Genomic DNA, 19,280 nt, shown 5'->3' on the forward strand with positions numbered 1-19,280 from the left:
AGTTTTACCCCAGGAGACGTTATGAGCCAGCAGGATGCCGCCAAAGATCAGGCTAATACGCGCAATAATTTGCGTGTTGTCTCCCTTTTTACCGCCGCTGCTATCGGCATCGTAGGCGTGCTGGTGATTCTTTATGCGTGGCAATTGCCCCCGTTTACACGGCATACGCAATTTACCGATAACGCTTACGTACGCGGGCTTACGACGTTTATCAGCCCCCAGGTGAATGGCTATATCACCGACGTAAAGGTGAAGGATTTTGATCGGGTCAAACAGGGTGACTTGTTGCTGCAAATAGACGACCGCATCTATCGTCAGCGCGTCCATCAGGCTGAGGCCCAGCTGGCGATGAAAATTGCCGCGCTAAATAATAATCTTCAGCAACGTAAAAGCGCCGAAGCGGTCATTCTGCGCAATGACGCGGCGTTGAAAAATGCCCGGGCGCAAAATCTGAAAACCCAGGCAGATTTGAAGCGCGTAAAAGATCTGACGGCAGACGGTTCGCTGTCTGTCCGTGAAAGGGATGCCGCGCTGGCAAGCGCCGCGCAGGGCAATGCCGATATTGAACAGGCGAAAGCTACTCTTGAGATGTCGCGTCAGGATTTGCAAACCGTTATCGTTAATCGCGGCGCGCTGGAGGCGGACGTCGAGAATGCGAGAGCCGCCCTCGAACTGGCTCAGATCGATCTGCAAAATACGCGCATTACCGCCCCACGTGACGGTCAGCTCGGGCAGATTGCCGTGCGTCTTGGCGCATACGTGACGGCGGGGACGCATCTCACTACCCTCGTACCGCCGCAACACTGGGTGATTGCGAATATTAAAGAGACGCAGCTGGCCGATTTACGCGTCGGACAGCCGGTCAGCTTTACGGTGGATGCGTTAAACGACAAGGCATATCAGGGTCGCGTTGAAAGCATCTCACCGGCCACCGGCGTGGAATTCAGCGCGATTACCCCGGATAACGCCACCGGTAATTTCGTTAAAATCGCCCAGCGTATACCGGTGCGCATCGAAGTGCTGGGCAAACCGGAGGCGATTGGCTTATTGCGACCAGGCATGTCGGTCCAGGTCAGTATTGATACCCGGGAGGCGAAACCATGACCCTTCGCCCCCTGGCCTGTGTAACGATGGCCGTTTGGCTGGCGGGTTGCCAGTCTGTTGACGTCGCCCCGGCGAAAACGACGCTCTCCATTCCTGCCCAGTGGCGCGCCGAGGCGGGCCCCGCCAGCCCGGCAGAACAGCTCTGGTGGCGACAGTTCCACGATAACAATCTCAATCGCTATGTAGATCAGGCGTTGCGCCATAACAGCGATGTGCTTATCGCCCGGGAACGCATTAATGAGTATCAGGCTCGGGTCTTTGCGGCGGACGGTAGCCTGTTTCCCAGCGTTGATGCCGGCCTTAGCGGGACGCGAGCCCGATCGCAATCGGCAGCCACTGGCCTTCCCGTCTATGGTTCGCTCTATAAAGGGAGTCTGAGCGCAAGCTACGACGTGGACCTCTGGGGCGTGAATCGCCAGACCGCTAATGCCGCGGAAGCCTCTCTGGCGGCGCAAAAAGCGGCCGCCTCTGCAGCGGATCTCACCGTTGCCTCCTCGGTAGCGTCTGGTTATGTCACCCTTCTGGCGCTGGACGAGCAGCTACGCGTAACGCAGTCCACCCAGAAATCGCGTGAAGACGCCTTTAAACTTGCCCAACGTCAGTTTGAAACCGGCTACAGTTCACGCCTGGAGCTGATGCAATCCGACTCCGAGCTGCGCTCCACGCGGGCGCAGCTCCCGCTGCTGCAGCATCAAATTGCTCAGCAAGAAAATGCGCTCAGCCTGCTGCTGGGGCAAAACCCAGGCGGGGTAGCGCGCAATAACGATTTCGACTCTTTGACGCCGCTTCGCCTGCCGTCACAGTTGCCTTCAACGCTGCTTAATCGCCGACCGGATATTGTGCAGGCCGAGCGCCAGCTGGTTGCCGCCGATGCCACGCTGGCCTCATCCCGCGCCAGCCTGTTACCCTCGATCAACCTGACCGCGACCGGATCGATACAGGATCGCACCCTGTCAGGGCTGCTGGATAACCCGTTACAGCTGTGGAGCGCTGGAGGCAGCATTCTTGCGCCGCTGCTTAACCGTCAGGCGCTCAACGCGCAGGTTGATATTTCGCAGTCGCAGCGCAATCAGGCGCTCTACAGCTATGAAAAAACGGTGCGCAATGCGTTCAGGGAGGTCAACGACAGCCTGGATGCTATCACCCGGTATCAGCAACAGCTGACCGAACTGCTGGCACAGCAGGACGTGGCGCAAGAGACGCTGCGTATTGCACAAAACCGTTATCGCAACGGTTACTCATCCTATCTTGATGAACTGGATGCGCAGCGCACCCTCTTCTCGGTGCAAACCAGCGTTGTGCAGGCAAAAAATAACCTGCTGCTGGCGCAAATTGATTTATACAAAGCGCTGGGCGGCGGGTGGTCAGCGTCACAATAAGGGGTCAATCTATGCAACAACAGTGGTCTGCAGTAGATAAATACATGATTTCTTCACTCATTCCTGGGGATGAAGTTCTAACGCGCGTACTGGAAAACAACCTGCGTGCGGGGTTACCTCAACACGACGTCGCTGCAAACCAGGGGCAACTGCTGGCCCTTTTTGTACGCATGACCCAGGCGAAACGTATTCTCGAAATCGGCACGCTTGGGGCTTACAGCTCCATCTGGATGGCCCGCGCCCTGCCGCCGGACGGCAAGCTCATCACGCTGGAAGCAGACCCCACGCACGCTCAGGTAGCCCGCCTGAATATCGGTCTGGCCGGGCTTGACGATCGTATCGAATTAAGGGAAGGCCCGGCGTTGCGCTCGCTTGAAGATTTTGGCGACATCCCTCCTTTTGACCTGATCTTTATTGATGCCGATAAACCGAACAACCCTGGCTATCTGGAGTGGGCGCTGCACTACTCCCGCCCCGGCACGCTGATTATCGGCGATAACGTGGTGCGTGATGGCGAAGTGATAAACGGACAGAGTGACGACGCGCGCGTACAGGGCGTACGGCGTTTTATCGAGATGACGGGTGACAATCCGCGACTGACGGCCACCGCGTTACAAACCGTGGGCGTGAAAGGCTGGGATGGTTTTACGCTGGCAATCGTAAACGGGTAAAAAAGCCGGGCCACGCAGACGCGTGCCCGGCTTTAATGTTACGCTGAAATCTGCTCCATGGCCTGCAGAATGCGCTTGTCAGAGATGGGATACGGCGTACCCAGTTGTTGGGCGAACAGACTGACGCGCAACTCTTCGATCATCCAGCGAATGGCCTGAACGTCTTCGTCCTCACGACGCGCGGGCGGAAGTTTATTGAGCCATTGCTGCCAGGCCTGCTGCACGCTTTCCACTTTCAGCATCTGAACGCGATCCCGATGCGGATCGACCGCCAGTTTTTCCAGTCGTTTTTCTATCGCCTGCAAATACCGCAAGGTATCCCCCAGGCGTTTGAACCCGTTGCCGGTGACAAACCCGCGATAGACCAGACCGCTCATCTGCGCCTTCACGTCCGACAGACCCAGCGCCATGGTCATATCCACGCGCCCTTTCAGGCGTTTGTTAATATTGAATACCGCCGTCAGGATCTGTTCGACCTGCTTCGCAATGGTCACCACCGTATCGTTCAGCTCTGCCCGCACTTTATCGTGCAGCTTCGCAAAGCTCTCTTCGGTCCAGACCGGCCCACCCGCTTCGTCGATCAGTTTGTCCACGCCGCAGGAGATGCAGTCATCAATCAGATCCAGCACCTTGCCATAAGGGTTAAAGTACAGCCCCAGCTTGGCCTTATTCGGCAGTTTTTCATGCAGATATTTAATGGGCGACGGAATATTAAGCAGCAGCAGACGGCGCAAGCCCCGCCACATCGCCTGCTGTTGTTCCAGTGGATTATCAAAAAGCTTAATCCCCACGCTGTCGCGCTCGTCGACCAGCGCCGGCCAGGCTTTTACCCGATAGTTACCGCGTTTTTGCTCGTAGTGATCCGGCAAATCGCCAAAGCTCCAGATATGCAGCCCGCTCTGCTCGATGCCGTCATCGGCGACGGCTGAGAGCGTCTCCTGCACTTTGCCTTTCAGCGCATCTTTCAGCGCCGTCAGCGAGCGACCTTCATTCAGCTTTTTATGTTTATCGTCCACCACCCGGAAGGTGATTTTCAGATGGTCGGGCACCTGATCCCAGTGCCAGTCTTCCCGGTCGATCGTAACGCCCGTCATCCGGCGAAGCTCACGTTCCAGCGCATCCAGAAGCGGCATCTCAAGCGGCGTAACGCGGCCCAGAAACGCTTCGGCGTAGTTGGGGGCCGGAACAAAGTTTCGGCGCACCGGCTTCGGCAGCGATTTGATCAAGGCGATCACCAGCTCGCGACGCAGTCCCGGGATTTGCCATTCAAAGCCCGCCTCTTCAACCTGATTCAGCAGCGGCAACGGAATATGTACCGTTACGCCGTCAGCATCGGTGCCGGGTTCAAACTGATAGCTCAGACGCAGCTTAAGGTTGCCCTGATGCCAGAAGTTCGGGTAGTCGAGCTTACTGACCGACTCCGCCCCTTCTTTGATCAACATGCTCTTTTCAAAGTTGAGCAGGTCAGGCGTCTCTTTGCTGGCCTTCTTCCACCAGCTGTCAAAATGACGCGCCGACACTACGTCGTGGCTGATACGCTGATCGTAAAATTCAAACAGCGCTTCATCATCGACGAGAATGTCACGTCGGCGGGTCTTGTGTTCAAGCTCCTCTACCTCGGCGCGAAGCTTCAGGTTTTCACGGAAGAAGGCATGACGCGTCTGCCAGTCGCCTTCGACCAGCGCATGGCGAATAAACAGCTCGCGTGAAAGCGCCGGATCAATCTGGCTATAGTTCACCTTACGTGCGGCGACGACCGGCAGCCCGTAGACGGTCACTTTTTCCGTGGCCATCACCGCGCCCTGCGCCCGTTCCCAGTGTGGCTCACTGTAAGAGCGCTTCAGCAGATGCTGCGCCACCGGCTCAACCCATTCAGGATCGATGCGTGCGGCAATACGCCCCCACAGACGGCTGGTTTCCACCAGTTCGGCAACGATGGTCCATTTTGGCGGTTTCTTAAATAACCCGGAGCCCGGGAAGATGGCAAAACGGGCATTTCGCGCCCCGGTATACTCCTGTTTATCGGCATCTTTCATCCCGATATGGGAGAGCAACCCGGTGAGTAAGGCAACGTGGATCTCGCGGTACTCGGCAGGTTCGCTGTTCACCGGAATACCGAGCTCTTTGACGACCTGACGAAGCTGGGTATAAATATCCTGCCATTCGCGCACGCGCAGGTAGTTCAGGTATTCCGTCCGGCAGAGCCGACGAAAAGCGTTCGAGGTGAGCGCTTTTTGCTGCTCGCCAAGGTAGTTCCACAGATTCACAAAGGCCAGGAAATCGGACTCTTTATCGTGGAATCGACGGTGCATTTCGTCAGAGGCCTGCTTTTTATCCATCGGACGCTCGCGCGGATCCTGGATCGAGAGCGCTGAAGTAATGATCATCGCTTCACGCACGCAGCCGTGTTTTTGCGCCTCAAGCACCATGCGCGCCAGACGCGGGTCAACCGGTAACTGGCTGAGCTGACGCCCCTGCGGCGTCAGTTTATAGGCCGTCGCCTGTTCATCCGTCGCGATCGCTCCCAGCTCTTCAAGCAGGCGCACGCCGTCCTGAATGTTGCGTTTATCCGGCGCTTCGACAAACGGGAATGCCGAAATATCGCCCAGCCCCAGCGCAGTCATCTGCAAAATGACCGAAGCCAGGTTGGTACGCAGAATTTCCGGATCGGTAAATTCCGGGCGCGACAGGAAATCATCTTCGGAGTAGAGGCGAATGCAGATCCCTTCCGATACACGTCCGCAGCGGCCTTTACGCTGGTTAGCCGACGCCTGTGAAACCGGCTCAATCGGCAGACGCTGCACCTTTGTACGGTAGCTGTAGCGGCTGATACGGGCGGTACCCGGATCGATAACGTACTTGATGCCCGGCACGGTCAGCGAGGTTTCCGCCACGTTGGTCGCCAGCACGATTCGCCGCCCCGAGTGTGACTGGAATACCCGGTTTTGCTCGCTGTTCGACAGGCGCGCATAGAGCGGTAAAATTTCGGTATGGCGTAAGTCGCGTTTAATGAGAGCATCTGCGGTATCGCGGATTTCACGCTCGCCGCTCATAAAGATCAGAATATCGCCCGGGCTTTCACGACCCAGTTCGTCCACCGCATCGAAAATAGCCTGCAGCTGATCGCGTTCGGTATCATCCGCCTCTTCGACAATCGGCCGGTAGCGAACCTCAACCGGATAGGTACGACCGGACACTTCGATAATGGGCGCGTTGTTGAAATGGCGCGAGAAGCGTTCAGGATCGATGGTCGCGGAGGTAATGATGACCTTCAGATCCGGACGACGCGGCAGCAGCTCGCGCAAATACCCCAACAGAAAATCGATGTTCAGGCTGCGCTCGTGCGCTTCATCGATAATGATGGTGTCGTACTGCATCAACAGACGGTCCTGCTGGATTTCCGCCAGCAGAATGCCGTCGGTCATCAGTTTGACCAGGGTATTTTCGCTCACGTGATCGTTAAAACGCACCTTATAGCCAACACAGCCACCCGGCTCGGTGTGAAGCTCTTCGGCGATACGGTTGGCGACGGTTCGCGCCGCCAGACGACGCGGCTGGGTATGACCAATCAGCCCTTTAACGCCGCGCCCCAGCTCCATGCAGATTTTCGGCAGCTGCGTGGTTTTACCCGAGCCGGTTTCACCGGCCACAATCACCACCTGGTGATCGCGAACGGCTTCCAGAATGGCCTGTTTCTTCTGACTGACGGGCAGATTTTCCGGGTAGTGAATCTCCGGGCGCGACGCTTCACGCAGCACAACCTTACCCGCAGCCTGGTCAATCTCTTTCGCCATCTCCTGGAGAATGGCCTGTTGTGCATCAGGATTTTTAACCTTTTTAATCCCCTGCAGACGGCGGGCGAAACGCTGTTTATCGCGCAACATCAGCGTATCGAGCTGTTTTTGCAGTGCGGAGAAGGTGATTTTCTGAAGTTCTGTCATCGCGTTAAAGGGCAGTGCTCTGCCGGGTAAAATCTCGTAGTAATGATAGTGATAGAGTATCACAACGGCGTCTGTACTGCCTTATTCAAAAAATTCGAACATAGGCTTCGATATATTGCGCTATCCCTGCGACAGGATTGTGAATAAAGTGTCAGCAAGCAACGGGGCAATCCCCCTTATCAAATACATTAAAGGAATCACCCATGAGCAAAGTATTAGTTCTTAAATCCAGTATTCTGGCAGGGTACTCTCAGTCTGGTCAGCTGTCTGATTATTTCGTTGAACAGTGGCGCGAACAGCACTCCGCTGACGAAATCACCGTACGTGATCTGGCTGCTCAGCCGATTCCGGTGCTGGATGGAGAACTGGTTGGCGCACTGCGTCCGAGCGATGCCCCTCTGACGCCACGTCAGCAGGAAGCGCTGGCGCTGTCCGATGAGCTGATTGCCGAACTGAAGGCCCATGACGTGATCGTCATCAACGCCCCAATGTACAACTTCAACATCCCAACGCAGTTGAAAAACTACTTTGACCTGGTGGCGCGTGCGGGTGTGACCTTCCGTTATACCGAAAACGGCCCGGAAGGTCTGGTGACGGGGAAACGTGCTATCGTGCTTTCCAGCCGTGGCGGTATCCATAAAGACACCCCAACCGACCTGGTTGCACCGTACCTGACCCTGTTCCTGGGCTTCATCGGTATCACCGACGTGAACTTTGTCTTCGCAGAAGGCATTGCTTACGGTCCGGAAGTGGCGACTAAAGCACAGTCCGACGCTAAAGCAGCCATCGACAGCCTGGTGGCTGCGTAAGATTTCACTCTCCCACCCCCGGTGGGAGAGTTTTCCTTTTCAGGAACGTTTTCTTCAGGCTGATTTCGGCCTGAGGTTCTCATCAAAGACCAGGCGTTTGCGTCCGGGCTCCTCTTCTCGTAACGGCTCTACCTGATGCATTGTGCGCTTGCAGCGCTCAACCAGCACCTGATACTCCCGCGTGCCCTGTTTTTTCCACTCGATTTCCTGCTCGCTCAGCGTGCGAATAGCTCTCGCCGGGCTGCCAATGATCAGATGATTTGCCGGCATATCCGCTTTGGCCTTCACAAAGGCGGCGGCCCCCACGATGCTGTTTTCGCCAATTACCGCCCCGTCCATCACCACCGCATTCATGCCCACCAGGGCGTTACGGCGGATGACGCAACCATGCAGGATGGCGCTGTGGCCGATATGACCCTCCTCTTCCACCACCGTATCCTGCTCGGGGAAGCCGTGCATCACGCAGTTATCCTGAATATTGGCGCCGTCTTTGACCACAATGCGCCCAAAATCCCCGCGCAGGCTGGCGTTAGGCCCGACATAGACGCCCTTACCTAAAATCACGTCGCCAATCAGTACCGCTGTGGGATGCACATAACTCTCTTCTGGCACCACGGGTGTCAGTCCGTCAATCTGATAAACAGGCATAGCTCCTCCGTTATGCGTGCGGCAGCCCGCCAAAGCGTTGGGCATATAGCGCCCCCGGGGCAGGCAGCGCCCCCACCGAGGTTTCCCCTTTTTCGCTAACAAAGGCCAGCGCGCCAGGGGCCACACGTTGATAAATATTGATACACAACTGCCGCGCGGTTTGGCCTGCCCAGTGTGCCGGAAGCAACTCTTCCGGTAACAGCGGATCTTTAAGCACCACACGGCGATAAAAATGGATCAACAACAGCTGAATCTGGAAGCAACGTTCCGGCGTCAGTTCCTCTGCCTTTGCCTCTTTTAAGAGCGGCAACAGCGGGCGGAAAGAGTCGATAAAGGTTTCATACATGACGTTCTGCTCCGTCAGCTGCCAGCACTCTTCCACACGCGAGCGCAGCGCCGCGCGCGACAGCGCCAGAGGCGAGTGCGCTTCAAAACAGATGACGTTTTCTGCCACGCCAGCCTCATGCAGAAGCTGCTGAACATCGGCCAGCTTCTGCGACGGAGAGGCCATCAGGCTGGCGGCCAGGGTACCAAAGCCTTGCCAGATCAGCTGTTTTTTCACGTCAGCCAGGGTGTTTTTATCCAGCCCTTCGGACAACAACAGCAACCATTTTCCATCCCAGGCAGGCTGTTCTCCCCGGTAGATCTTATGCTCCGCGCGGCGGGTCAGGCGCAGCCCTTTATCGCTCAGGCGATAGAAGCTGCGACGGCCGATGCGCGAGACATCCAGCCAGCCTTCTTTGTTGAGACGGAAAAGCGCGGTGCGCACAAAGCGATCGCCAAAGCCCATCCCTTCCAGCAGCGCGGCCAGGCTTCCCAGCCAGATTTCACCGCCTCGATGGGAGAGTGCGTCACCGTAGAGCGACGAAATCAGCGAAGTACCGCTAATGAGCACCGAACTGACGGCATGCTGAATAAAGGTATCGAGTTTGCTCATCTGATTCATTCTGTTGTGTTTTTTATCCTGGATGAATCATAGCACAGAAGATTCAGGCTACCCTCTGCCGGAAATGGCAGAGGGCGCGGTCCGCTTTTAACCGTTAGCGGCCACCTTGCGCAGATCGAATACGCGGCAGGCTTTCCCTTCGGAACGCGGAATACTGCCGCAGTTAACGATGGTCACGTCGGTTGAGATCCCGACCATCGACTTGATCCGATGGCGCAACTGATGACAAACCTGACAGCGCTGCTCATGGGTTAACGTTAAGCTGCTCTCTTTGAGCTCCACTCTGACCGAAAGCGAATCAAGATGTCCACGGCGATTCACCTCCAGTTGGTAGTGCGGAGAAAGATGCTCAAACTTAACGATCTCCTCTTCAAGCTGGGACGGGAAGACGTTGACGCCGCGAATGATCAGCATGTCATCGCTGCGTCCGCTGATACGATCCATCCGGCGCATCGTGCGGGCCGTGCCGGGCAGCAGGCGGGTCAGATCGCGCGTGCGGTAGCGAATAACGGGCAGCGCCTCTTTCGTGAGGGTGGTAAATAACAGTTCGCCCTGCTGACCGTCTGCAAGCGGCGTTCCGTCGTTCGGGTTAACAATTTCCGGATAGAAATGGTCTTCCCAGATGGTCGGGCCATCGGCCGTTTCCAGACACTCCATCGCCACACCCGGCCCCATGACTTCTGATAAGCCGTAGATGTCCAGGGCGGTAATGCCCAGACGACGTTCAATCTCGTGGCGCATTGCCAGCGTCCAGGGCTCGGCACCGAAGACACCCACGCGCAGCGAGCACGGGCTGGCATCGCCCCCCATCTGACGTTCCAGCTCTTCTATCAGGTTCAGACAATAGGATGGCGTCACCATGATCATGTCCGGCTGAAAATCGCGGATAAGCTGCGCCTGCTTTTCCGTTTGTCCGCCCGACATGGGGATCACCGTCGCGCCTAAGCGTTCAGCGCCATAGTGCGCGCCCAGCCCGCCGGTAAAGAGCCCGTAGCCGTAGGCAACGTGGATTTTATCTTTCGCGCTGCCGCCTGCGGCGCGCAGCGAGCGGGCGACAATGTTGGCCCAGTTATCAATATCGTTCCGGGTATAGCCAACCACGGTTGGTTTGCCGGTTGTCCCGGAAGAGGCGTGGATCCGCACCACCTGCTCCATCGGCACCGCAAAGGTATCAAAGGGATAGTTATCCCGCAGATCCTGCTTGGTGGTGCACGGAAATTTATTGATATCGGACAGTTCGTTGAAATCGTCAGGATGCACGCCCGCCGCATCAAATTTGCGCTTGTACATCGGCACGTTGCGGTAAGCATGTTCGAGCGTCCACTTCAGACGTTGGGTTTGCAGCGCCTGTAGTTCGTCCAGGGACGCGGTTTCAATCGGATCGAGTTGGCTTGTTGTCGTTGTCATTGTAGGGTACTCACATTGTTTTTTGCTCAAACACGCTCAAGGATCAGGGCAATGCCCTGGCCCACACCGATGCACATCGTGCACAGCGCATACCGCCCGTTGCGTCGATGTAATTCATTCGTAGCCGCCATGACCAGACGCGCCCCGCTCATCCCCAACGGATGGCCCAACGCAATGGCCCCCCCGTTAGGGTTAACGTGTTCGGCGTCGTCCGCGAGTCCAAGCTGACGCAACACGCCCAGCGCCTGTGCGGCAAAGGCCTCATTCAGCTCAATGACATCCATATCGTTGATACTTAACCCTGCGCGCTCCAGCACTTTACGGGTGGCCGGCACGGGCCCAAGCCCCATCAGGCGAGGCTCCACGCCTGCGCTGGCCATGGCCACAACGCGGGCTCGCGGCGTGAGCCCTTGCTGTTGAGCCATCTTCTCACCGGCAATCAACAGCGCTGCCGCGCCGTCATTCACGCCGGACGCGTTCCCCGCCGTCACCACGCCGTTCTGGCGGAAAGGGGTTTTCAACGCCGCAAGCTGGGCTAACGTGGTTTCAGCACGCGGATGCTCGTCAAGGGAGACTTCACTGGTCACCCCTTTTTTGCCCGCCACGCTCACCGGCACGATCTCCTGCGCCAGGATACCGTTTTGCTGGGCCAGCGCCGTACGCTGCTGGCTGCGCAAGGCAAAAGCATCCTGATCGGCGCGACTTATTTTTAACAATTCAGCTACATTCTCTGCCGTTTCCGGCATGCTGTCAGTACCAAATTGCTGATGCATGAGCGGATTCACAAATCGCCAGCCGATGGTGGTATCAAACATGTCGGCCTGACGCTGGAACGGCGACGTCGCTTTACCCATGACGAAGGGGGCGCGGGACATCGACTCCACGCCACCGGCTATCATTAACTCCGCCTCGCCTGCTTTAATTGCCCTGGCCGCGAACCCTACCGCGTCCAGACCAGATCCACACAGGCGATTGAGGGTGGTACCGGACACCGTCTGGGGAATCCCGGCCAGCAGTGCCGCCATGCGGGCGACGTTTCGGTTATCTTCCCCCGCCTGGTTTGCACAGCCCAGAAGCACATCATCGATCAGTCCGGCATCCAGCTGCGGATAACGCGCCAGCAGCGCGCGCAGCGGCACCGCGGCTAAATCGTCGGGCCGTACGCCTGACAAGGCGCCGCCGTATCGTCCAATCGGGGTTCGTACGCCGTCACAAATATAGGCATCACGCATCAGGCTTCTCCTGTCACACTGCCGCCCGTGCGGTGGGATTTACCGCGAAACAGGGCGACTGTTTTTTGTTGTTGATTGGTAATTTCAATGTCGTAGACGCCGGTCAGTTTGCCCTGATGCTTTACCCGGGCAGTGGCCGTTAGCCTGTCTCCGGCAAATCCGGGGCGCAGGAAATCGATTGAACAGCCTGAGGCCACCGCCGCCAGCCCCTGGCTGTTGCAGGCGTACGCAAATGCCGTATCCGCCAGCGAGAAAAGTTGTCCGCCATGACAGGTTTTATGCCCGTTGAGCATCTGCGGCGTAATGGTCATGGTCACGACGGCATAACCGTCATCCATCTCAATAATCTCGATGCCCAGCGCCCGTGCGCAGGCGTCGTTTTCATACATGGCATGGGCGTTTTGCCAGGCGTTATGACTCATAGCTACTCTCCAGAAGCGCGCGCTGGCGCAGCAGTGAACAGGGACGGTAACGTTCTTCACCGTAGTGGCGTTGCAGGTTGTCCAGCAGGAAAAGCAGCCGCTGCCAGCCCAGGCGCTCACCCCAGGCCACCGGCCCGCAGGGATAGTTGACGCCCAGACGCATCGCCGTATCGATATCCTCTTCGCTGGCGACCCCTTTTTGCAGCGTATCCAGCGCTTCATTGATAATCATCGCCACCGTGCGCCAGATCAGCAGACCGGGATAGTCCGCAATCATCAGCACGCGTTTTCCTTGCTGTTGCAGGTACTGCACCACCTTCTGCGTCGCGGCGGGCGGATTACTGGCGGCGGCGGCAATCACCGCCACGTCGCGTTCCATCCGGTCCACGACCACGACAGGCTTATTCAGGCGCAGGGCCAGGCTTTGTGCTGTTTCACCCTGCGTTTCAATGAGGAGAGCGTCGTCAATTTCAGTGACACCGTCACTTAACCTGGACGCGTTAAACGCAGCAGAGGTCCCGGAGACGTCATCCAGCCAGTGAACCTGCGGCTTTTTGCCGCGCCAGTCATAGACGCCCTGCCCGCTTTTTTTGCCGAGCCGCCCAGCCGTGACCAGCTCCTGTTGGTATAGCGACGGCAGAAAACGCCGTTCCTGCCAGAAAGCATTAAATACCGAGCAGGTCACCGCGAAATTGACGTCCTGACCAATCAGATCGGTGAGCTCCAGCGGGCCCATCGGAAAACCTGCCCCTTCGCGCAGAGCGGCATCAATCGCTTCCGGGGAAGCGACCTGCTCTTCCAGCGCCCGCCAGGCTTCTGAATAAAACGGACGCGCCACGCGGTTGACGATAAACCCCGGCGTCGACTGACAGCGCACGGGCTGTTTGCCCCAGCTTATTGCCAGTTCGCACAGCAGATCCGTCACTTCTGGCGACGTCGCCAGCCCGCTCACCACTTCAACCAGTTTCATCACCGGCGCAGGATTAAAAAAATGCAGCCCGGCAACGCGTTCCGGATGAGGCAGGTCGGCGGCGATGGCGGTAACAGAGATAGAAGAGGTGTTGCTGGTTAACAGCGTCTGTGGCGAACAGAGGCTGGCAAGCTGCGAAAAAAGGGCTTTTTTCACCTCAAGGCGCTCGGAGGCGGCTTCAATGACCAGATCGGCGTCTGCCAGCGCCTCTATTCCGGTCACCGGCTTCAGGCGCGCCAGAATGGCGGCACAGGCTTGTGCAGAGAGCTTGCCGCGCGCAACGCGGGATGACAAACGCGTGCGAATGCCCTCAATCGCCCGGGAGACCGCATCAGCAGCGATATCGTAAAGTAAAACCGGGTGTCCACTGCTGGCCGCCACTTCCGCAATACCGGCCCCCATGGTGCCACTGCCGATCACCGCGACGGTGCGAATGTTTATCGTCATCTTATTTCCCCGTGAAAGTCGGCGGGCGCTTGCTCAGAAACGCGCTGACCCCTTCCCGATAATCGTCGCTTCGTCCGGCCAGACGCTGGTAATCCCGTTCAAGATCGAGTTGCGTATCGAGGCTGTTGGTTTCGGCGGCATTGATCGCCTGCTTAATGAGACCCAGACCGAAGGTGGGCTGAGAAGCCAGATGCAGGGCCAGCTTCTGTGCGCAAGCAGAGAGATCTTCATCTTCCACCACCTGCCAGATCATGCCCCAGTCGCATGCCTGCTCAGCGCTCAGTTTGTCCCCCAGCAGCGCCAGCCCCATTGCGCGCGCCCGTCCGGCGACTCTTGGCAGCAGCCAGGTCCCTCCGCAGTCCGGCACCAGTCCAAGCTTACTGAAGGCCATGACAAAACTGGCCGAGCGTGCGGCAATGACCATGTCGCAGCCCAGGGCCAGCGTTGCCCCTGCACCTGCCGCCACGCCGTTCACGGCAGCGATCACCGGTTTAGGTAAGGCCGCCAGACGGCGCACCAGCGGGTTATAGAATGTCTCAACGGACATGCCCAGATCGGGTGCGGGACCGTTTGGATCGACATTACGATCGTTTAAATCCTGGCCGGCGCAAAAACCGCGTCCGGCCCCCGTTATCAGCAGACAGCGCACGGTGTCATCCCGCTCGGCCTGTTTCAGGCAGGCGGACAACTGCTGGTGCATCTCGTCATTAAAACTGTTCAGACGATCCGGACGATTCAGCGTAAGGGTCATTACGCCTTGCTCAACGTGACAGAGAATAGATTCCACAATTAGCGTCCTTTAAAATCGGGTGTGCGTTTCTCCAGGAAAGCCGCAATGCCCTCCCGGCGATCGTCGGTGGCCGCCAGCAGCGTAAAGAGCTGACGTTCCTGAGCGAGACCGGCATGCAGCGGAACCTCCTGCGACTGACGTAACGCCTGCTTCGCCGCCTGCAACGCCAGCGGAGCGTGACGCGCCATCTTTGCGGCAAGCTGGAGGGCATATTCCACCGTCAGCGCTGGCGGACAGATATCGCTCACCAGACCCGCTTCGCGCGCCTGTAGGGCAGTGATACTCTCGCCGGTCAGGATCATTTTGCTGGCTAAAGATTTGCCGACGCAGCGTATCAGCCGCTGGGTGCCGCCCGCGCCAGGCATGATCCCAAGGGTAATTTCCGGCAGACCGAAACGGGCGTTATCCCCGGCGATGACGACATCGCACAGCAAGGCCAGCTCACACCCGGCACCCAGCGCGTAGCCATTCACCGCGGCAATGAAGGGTTTGTTGAAGGCGTTTATCCGCGCCCACAGCTGCGGACGGATATCATTCAGGGTGGCGGGCAGATCGTTTTGCGCCATCTCGTTTAAATCGGCGCCGGCGGCAAAGCCACGCTCTCCGCCGTCAATCACGCAAACGGAAATGTGGCTGTCTGCTGCTGCCGCCTCAAGGGCTGCCGCCAGTTCGCCTAACAGCGCGTTATTGAGGGCGTTTCGCGCCGCCGGGCGATGGAGCGTCAGCTGTAAGACGCGTCCGTGGCGGGTGGTGATTAACTCGCTCATGCCATCCCCTTCGCATCGAAATCGACAATCACGTCCGGCGTTAACGGCAGCGCCTGACAGCTCAACACATAGCCTGCCGCCAGCTCATCCGGCTCCAGGCTGTAGTTCGTCGCCATATCAACCTTGCCGCGCAGCACTTTGCATTTGCAGGTCGCACAGACGCCGCCTTTACAGGCGTAAGGTAAGTCAGCGCCCTGGCGCAAGGCCGCGTCGAGAATACTTTCGTCCTCGGCCGTCAGGGTGATCTGGCGATCGCGGCCATCCTGGCGCACCGTCACCTTCTGGCCCTGAGTCTGGATCGTGGTTGCACGCTTAACGGGCGTGCCCGCCGTGTTGAAGCGCTCAAGGTGAATCGCTTTATCGGCGATACCCAGCGTTTTCAGCGCCTGTTCGGCCTCGTCCATCATGACGGAGGGTCCACAAATAAAGGCTTCATCAAACTGGCTAAAATCAATCAGCGTGTTGGCGAGCGCCTGAAGCTTTTCGCCATTAATACGCCCGTGGAGCAACTCGCTGTCGAGCGTCTCCTGGCTAAAGATATTGACCAGCTGCAGGCGCTGGGCGTAGGAGTCTTTCAGATCCGCCAACGCCTGGCGGAACATCATGCTCTGGCTGCTGCGGTTACCGTAGATCAGGGTGAAGTGGCTTTCCGGCTCGGTGGTCAGCGTCGCCGATAAGATCGCCAGCATCGGGGTAATGCCCGAACCTGCCGCGATTGCCAGATAGCGCCCCTGTCGTCCGGCCTGCGGCTGGTAGCCGAAATGCCCCTGCGGCACCATGACCTCCATTGCCATGCCCTGCTTGATCTCATCCCGGGCATAGCGGGAAAAGCGTCCGCCGTCGATAGCCTTTACGGCCACGCTGACCTCGTGCGGCCCTACGCTGCGGCAGATGGAATAACAGCGGCGAAGCTCCTCACCCGCCAGTTTCGCTTTCAGCGTCAGGTGTTGACCGGGGCGGAAACGATAGGCCTCCTGTAATCCCGGCGGAATGGCGAAGGTAATCGTCACCGCATCGCGCGTTTCGGGTTCTACTTTAGCCACCGTCAGGGCATGAAACGTAGTCATGGCAACCTCAAATACATTTGAAATAATCGAAAGGCTCACGGCAGTCATTGCAGCGATAAAGCGCTTTGCAGGCCGTGGAACCAAATTCACTGATCACCGAGGTGTGCGTGCTCATACAGCGCGGACAGGTCACCTCGGCGGGGGCATGCGCATGGCAGCTGTGGCCGACAGGCGGGCTAATGCCGTACTCGCGTAACCGCGTGCGGGCGTCCTGGGTCATCCAGTCCGTCGTCCAGGCCGGATCGAGCTGCAGGACGATATGGACCGGCGTGAAACCGTGCGCGGTCATCGTCTCGCGAATCGCGCCCAGCAGGTGTTCCGTCGCCGGACAGCCAGAGTACGTAGGCGTAAAACCAATCACCCAGCCCTGACCCTGCGCGTCGACGCTCCGTACCATGCCTAAATCGGTAATGGTCAGGACCGGCACCTCCGGATCGGGGATCTGGCTTAACAGCGCCCAGATTTGCGGGATTTGCGCCGGGGCGATCTCGACAAGACGTTGCATGGCGGCCTCCTTCATTACCACTGCTGCCCGGGATACATGCGCTGGAGATACTGCATTTCTGCCAGCATCGGTCCCAGATGTTCCGTGTGCAGCCCGTGTTTACCGCCAGTGCGATACGCCGCCTCGGCAGGCACCGTGAGCGTGGCCTGCTGTAAACCGTCATATACCTCGGCTTCCCATTCGGCGCGCAGTTCACGCGGGTCTATGGCGATACCGTCCGCTGCCAGCGACGTTTCAATCTCATCCGCGTCAAACAGCTCGGCGGTAAAACGCCACAGCGTATCCACGGCCTGCTGCATTTTTTCTGCCGAAACGGAGGTGCCGTTACCCAGGCGCTCCACCCAGCCGCGGCTGAACCGCAGGTGATACCTCGCCTCTTTAATGGCTTTTGCGGCAATCGCCGCCAGCTGGGCGTCGCGGCTTTGCGTCAGGCGGCTGAACAGCGCCACGTGCCACACATCAATGAAATATTGCCGCACCAGGGTGTCGGCAAAGTTGCCGTTCGGCTGCTCGGCCAGCAGCAGGTTACAGAACTGGCGTTCGTCACGGGAAAACGCCAGCGTGTCTTCGCTGCCTTCGCCTTCAAGCTCGGCGGCATAGGTTAAAAAATTGCGTGCCTGCCCCAGCAAATCGAGACCAATGTTGGCCAGCGCCAGATCGATTTCCAGCTCCGGCGCATGTCCACACCACGCTCCGAGGCGTTGTGACAGGACCAGGCAGTTATCGCCCAGGCGCAGGGCATATGCGGATGTCGTATTCATTACTGCCCTCACATGTGCTCGATGCCATCAGGGATGGTGTAAAAGGTCGGGTGGCGATAGACCTTGCTTTCCGCAGGATCGAAAAATTCACCGCGCTCTTCGGGCTGCGAGGCGACAATTTCACTCGCCTTCACTACCCAAATCGAGCAGCCTTCGCTGCGGCGGGTATAGGCATCACGCGCATTCTCCAGCGCCATGCGATCGTCGGCTGCGTGCAGGCTGCCCACGTGCCGGTGGGATAATCCCTGTTTGCTGCGGACAAAAACTTCGTATAACGGCCAGTAAACATTGCTCATTGTGCTTCCCCTTACGCGACTTTGCGGGTGTGTTGTTTTTTTGCATGCGCCAGAGCGGCCTCGCGCACCCAGGCCCCCTCTTCCCAGGCGCGGTTTTTGGCGGCCAGCCGTTCGTGATTGCAGATCCCGCGTCCGTTGACCACCTCGTTGAACTCCTGCCAGTCAATTTCACCAAAACGGTAATGCCCGGTCCCGGCGTCGAACTGCAGATCCGCATCCGGCACCGTCATCCCCAGCATCTCCACCTGCGGAACCGTGTTGTCGACAAAGCGCTGGCGCAGTTCATCATTGCCAAAACGCTTAATTTTCCACGCCAGGCTGCGGGCGCTGTTGGGTGAGTTGTCATCGTTTGGTCCGAACATCATCAGCGCCGGCCACCAGAAACGGTTGATCGCGTCCTGCAGCATCTGACGCTGGGATTCGCTGCCCTGAGCCAGCACCATGCAGGCTTCAAAGCCCTGACGCTGGTGGAAGCTCTCTTCTTTACAGATTTTCACCATCGCCCGTGCGTAAGGGCCATAAGAGGTCCGGCACAGCGCCACCTGATTCACAATGGCCGCACCGTCTACCAGCCAGCCGATGACCCCGATGTCTGCCCAACTCAGCGTGGGGTAGTTGAAAATTGAGGAGTACTTCATTTTGCCGTCGAGCATCTTCTGGTAGATGTCCTCCCGGGCGCAGCCCAGCGTCTCCGCCGCGCTGTAGAGATACAGGCCGTGTCCCGCTTCATCCTGCACTTTCGCCAGCAAAATGGCCTTGCGGCGCAGCGTCGGCGCACGGGTGATCCAGTTACCTTCCGGCAGCATGCCGACGATCTCTGAATGGGCGTGCTGGCCAATCTGGCGGATCAAGGTTTTGCGATAGGCATCCGGCATCCAGTCCTGCGGCTCGATAGCGGTCTCTTGCGCAATGCGCTGCTCAAAGCGTTGTTCTTCCGTCACATCGTCACCTTTTGTGATTCGTTAAATGATTCATTAAAGCAAAATAGTGAATCATGTTGTTTCGTAAAAGTTACACAAAGGTTAAATATAACCCCAAGAAATGTTTGTTTGATTTGTGACGTCGCTCGCAAGCCTTTTACGTAATGGCCTTCAAGCGAGGGTGAATGCTGCCTGAAA

General features: G+C 57.9%; 18 protein-coding genes. 4 read left to right on the forward strand and 14 right to left on the reverse strand.

All coding sequences use genetic code 11. The features are described 5' to 3' along the window. The first annotated feature begins 21 nt into the window (after window positions 1-21). Genes LZP96_RS19815 through LZP96_RS19825 form a run of 3 tightly spaced genes read left to right on the forward strand, consistent with a single transcriptional unit; the run spans window position 22 to window position 3,154 of the window. Complete coding sequence (locus tag LZP96_RS19815; RefSeq protein WP_064326053.1) at window positions 22-1,104, forward strand: HlyD family secretion protein; 1,083 nt, start codon at window positions 22-24, stop codon at window positions 1,102-1,104. Then, entirely contained in the window at window positions 1,101-2,483 is a 1,383-nt protein-coding gene (locus tag LZP96_RS19820) for an efflux transporter outer membrane subunit (protein WP_064326052.1), read from the forward strand. The genes LZP96_RS19815 and LZP96_RS19820 overlap by 4 nt, the downstream gene beginning before the upstream one ends. Before the next feature lie 11 nt (window positions 2,484-2,494). Beyond that, a complete protein-coding gene (locus LZP96_RS19825) occupies window positions 2,495-3,154 on the forward strand; it encodes an O-methyltransferase (RefSeq protein ID WP_064326051.1) in 660 nt (219 codons plus the stop codon). A gap of 38 nt (window positions 3,155-3,192) precedes the next feature. Here the strand turns inward: LZP96_RS19825 and hrpA are convergent, their stop codons facing one another. Then, window positions 3,193-7,095 carry an ATP-dependent RNA helicase HrpA gene (gene hrpA / locus LZP96_RS19830; RefSeq protein WP_258926297.1) on the reverse strand — a complete coding sequence of 1,301 codons (3,903 nt, stop codon included), beginning with the start codon at window positions 7,093-7,095 and terminating at the stop codon, window positions 3,193-3,195. 203 nt (window positions 7,096-7,298) lie between these two features. Between hrpA and azoR the strand changes: the two genes are divergently transcribed. Then, window positions 7,299-7,904, forward strand: coding sequence for an FMN-dependent NADH-azoreductase (azoR, locus tag LZP96_RS19835; protein ID WP_064326049.1), 606 nt, complete (start codon window positions 7,299-7,301; stop codon window positions 7,902-7,904). A 54-nt stretch (window positions 7,905-7,958) separates the two neighbouring features. Here azoR and paaY read toward each other — a convergent pair whose 3' ends face one another. From paaY to paaA, 13 genes are all read right to left on the reverse strand, one after another. Then, window positions 7,959-8,552 (reverse strand): phenylacetic acid degradation protein PaaY, encoded by a 594-nt coding sequence (gene paaY / locus LZP96_RS19840; protein WP_064326048.1) that lies wholly within the window; start codon window positions 8,550-8,552, stop codon window positions 7,959-7,961. Between the two features lie 10 nt (window positions 8,553-8,562). Then, window positions 8,563-9,498: a phenylacetic acid degradation operon negative regulatory protein PaaX gene (gene paaX, locus LZP96_RS19845; protein WP_258926292.1), complete on the reverse strand. Its 936-nt coding sequence runs from the start codon at window positions 9,496-9,498 to the stop codon at window positions 8,563-8,565. Window positions 9,499-9,585: 87 nt separating this feature from the next. After that, entirely contained in the window at window positions 9,586-10,905 is a 1,320-nt protein-coding gene (paaK, locus tag LZP96_RS19850; RefSeq protein ID WP_064326046.1) for a phenylacetate--CoA ligase PaaK, read from the reverse strand. A gap of 26 nt (window positions 10,906-10,931) precedes the next feature. After that, complete coding sequence (pcaF, locus tag LZP96_RS19855; RefSeq protein ID WP_064326045.1) at window positions 10,932-12,137, reverse strand: 3-oxoadipyl-CoA thiolase; 1,206 nt, start codon at window positions 12,135-12,137, stop codon at window positions 10,932-10,934. Further along, the gene (gene paaI, locus LZP96_RS19860) at window positions 12,137-12,559 is read right to left on the reverse strand and encodes a hydroxyphenylacetyl-CoA thioesterase PaaI (protein ID WP_064326044.1); all 423 of its coding nucleotides are present in this window, start codon (window positions 12,557-12,559) and stop codon (window positions 12,137-12,139) included. Before paaI ends, pcaF begins: the two co-directional genes overlap by 1 nt. Further along, entirely contained in the window at window positions 12,549-13,976 is a 1,428-nt protein-coding gene (gene paaH, locus LZP96_RS19865) for a 3-hydroxyacyl-CoA dehydrogenase PaaH (protein ID WP_064326043.1), read from the reverse strand. The genes paaI and paaH overlap by 11 nt, the downstream gene beginning before the upstream one ends. Window position 13,977: 1 nt before the next feature. Beyond that, the gene (gene paaG / locus LZP96_RS19870) at window positions 13,978-14,766 is read right to left on the reverse strand and encodes a 2-(1,2-epoxy-1,2-dihydrophenyl)acetyl-CoA isomerase PaaG (RefSeq protein WP_087892600.1); all 789 of its coding nucleotides are present in this window, start codon (window positions 14,764-14,766) and stop codon (window positions 13,978-13,980) included. Further along, window positions 14,766-15,533, reverse strand: coding sequence for a 2,3-dehydroadipyl-CoA hydratase PaaF (gene paaF, locus LZP96_RS19875; protein WP_064326042.1), 768 nt, complete (start codon window positions 15,531-15,533; stop codon window positions 14,766-14,768). Before paaF ends, paaG begins: the two co-directional genes overlap by 1 nt. Further along, window positions 15,530-16,600 carry a 1,2-phenylacetyl-CoA epoxidase subunit PaaE gene (paaE, locus tag LZP96_RS19880; RefSeq protein WP_064326041.1) on the reverse strand — a complete coding sequence of 357 codons (1,071 nt, stop codon included), beginning with the start codon at window positions 16,598-16,600 and terminating at the stop codon, window positions 15,530-15,532. The genes paaF and paaE overlap by 4 nt, the downstream gene beginning before the upstream one ends. Before the next feature lie 7 nt (window positions 16,601-16,607). Further along, entirely contained in the window at window positions 16,608-17,105 is a 498-nt protein-coding gene (paaD, locus tag LZP96_RS19885; protein ID WP_064326040.1) for a 1,2-phenylacetyl-CoA epoxidase subunit PaaD, read from the reverse strand. Between the two features lie 14 nt (window positions 17,106-17,119). Then, window positions 17,120-17,866, reverse strand: coding sequence for a 1,2-phenylacetyl-CoA epoxidase subunit PaaC (gene paaC, locus LZP96_RS19890; protein WP_064326039.1), 747 nt, complete (start codon window positions 17,864-17,866; stop codon window positions 17,120-17,122). An 8-nt stretch (window positions 17,867-17,874) separates the two neighbouring features. Next, complete coding sequence (paaB, locus tag LZP96_RS19895; RefSeq protein WP_008502380.1) at window positions 17,875-18,162, reverse strand: 1,2-phenylacetyl-CoA epoxidase subunit PaaB; 288 nt, start codon at window positions 18,160-18,162, stop codon at window positions 17,875-17,877. An 11-nt stretch (window positions 18,163-18,173) separates the two neighbouring features. Next, a complete protein-coding gene (paaA, locus tag LZP96_RS19900) occupies window positions 18,174-19,103 on the reverse strand; it encodes a 1,2-phenylacetyl-CoA epoxidase subunit PaaA (RefSeq protein WP_064326038.1) in 930 nt (309 codons plus the stop codon). Window positions 19,104-19,280: the final 177 nt, after the last annotated feature.

Source organism: Huaxiibacter chinensis, from assembly GCF_022171985.1.
Taxonomy (GTDB): domain Bacteria; phylum Pseudomonadota; class Gammaproteobacteria; order Enterobacterales; family Enterobacteriaceae; genus Enterobacter; species Enterobacter chinensis_A.

Coding starts and splice junctions, on each gene's coding strand:
- LZP96_RS19815 (WP_064326053.1), top strand. CDS start 22: ATGAGCCAGCAGGATGCCGCCAAAGATCAGGCTAATACGCGCAATAAT.
- LZP96_RS19820 (WP_064326052.1), top strand. CDS start 1,101: ATGACCCTTCGCCCCCTGGCCTGTGTAACGATGGCCGTTTGGCTGGCG.
- LZP96_RS19825 (WP_064326051.1), top strand. CDS start 2,495: ATGCAACAACAGTGGTCTGCAGTAGATAAATACATGATTTCTTCACTC.
- hrpA (WP_258926297.1), bottom strand. CDS start 7,095: ATGACAGAACTTCAGAAAATCACCTTCTCCGCACTGCAAAAACAGCTC.
- azoR (WP_064326049.1), top strand. CDS start 7,299: ATGAGCAAAGTATTAGTTCTTAAATCCAGTATTCTGGCAGGGTACTCT.
- paaY (WP_064326048.1), bottom strand. CDS start 8,552: ATGCCTGTTTATCAGATTGACGGACTGACACCCGTGGTGCCAGAAGAG.
- paaX (WP_258926292.1), bottom strand. CDS start 9,498: ATGAATCAGATGAGCAAACTCGATACCTTTATTCAGCATGCCGTCAGT.
- paaK (WP_064326046.1), bottom strand. CDS start 10,905: ATGACAACGACAACAAGCCAACTCGATCCGATTGAAACCGCGTCCCTG.
- pcaF (WP_064326045.1), bottom strand. CDS start 12,137: ATGCGTGATGCCTATATTTGTGACGGCGTACGAACCCCGATTGGACGA.
- paaI (WP_064326044.1), bottom strand. CDS start 12,559: ATGAGTCATAACGCCTGGCAAAACGCCCATGCCATGTATGAAAACGAC.
- paaH (WP_064326043.1), bottom strand. CDS start 13,976: ATGACGATAAACATTCGCACCGTCGCGGTGATCGGCAGTGGCACCATG.
- paaF (WP_064326042.1), bottom strand. CDS start 15,533: ATGAGCGAGTTAATCACCACCCGCCACGGACGCGTCTTACAGCTGACG.
- paaE (WP_064326041.1), bottom strand. CDS start 16,600: ATGACTACGTTTCATGCCCTGACGGTGGCTAAAGTAGAACCCGAAACG.
- paaD (WP_064326040.1), bottom strand. CDS start 17,105: ATGCAACGTCTTGTCGAGATCGCCCCGGCGCAAATCCCGCAAATCTGG.
- paaC (WP_064326039.1), bottom strand. CDS start 17,866: ATGAATACGACATCCGCATATGCCCTGCGCCTGGGCGATAACTGCCTG.
- paaB (WP_008502380.1), bottom strand. CDS start 18,162: ATGAGCAATGTTTACTGGCCGTTATACGAAGTTTTTGTCCGCAGCAAA.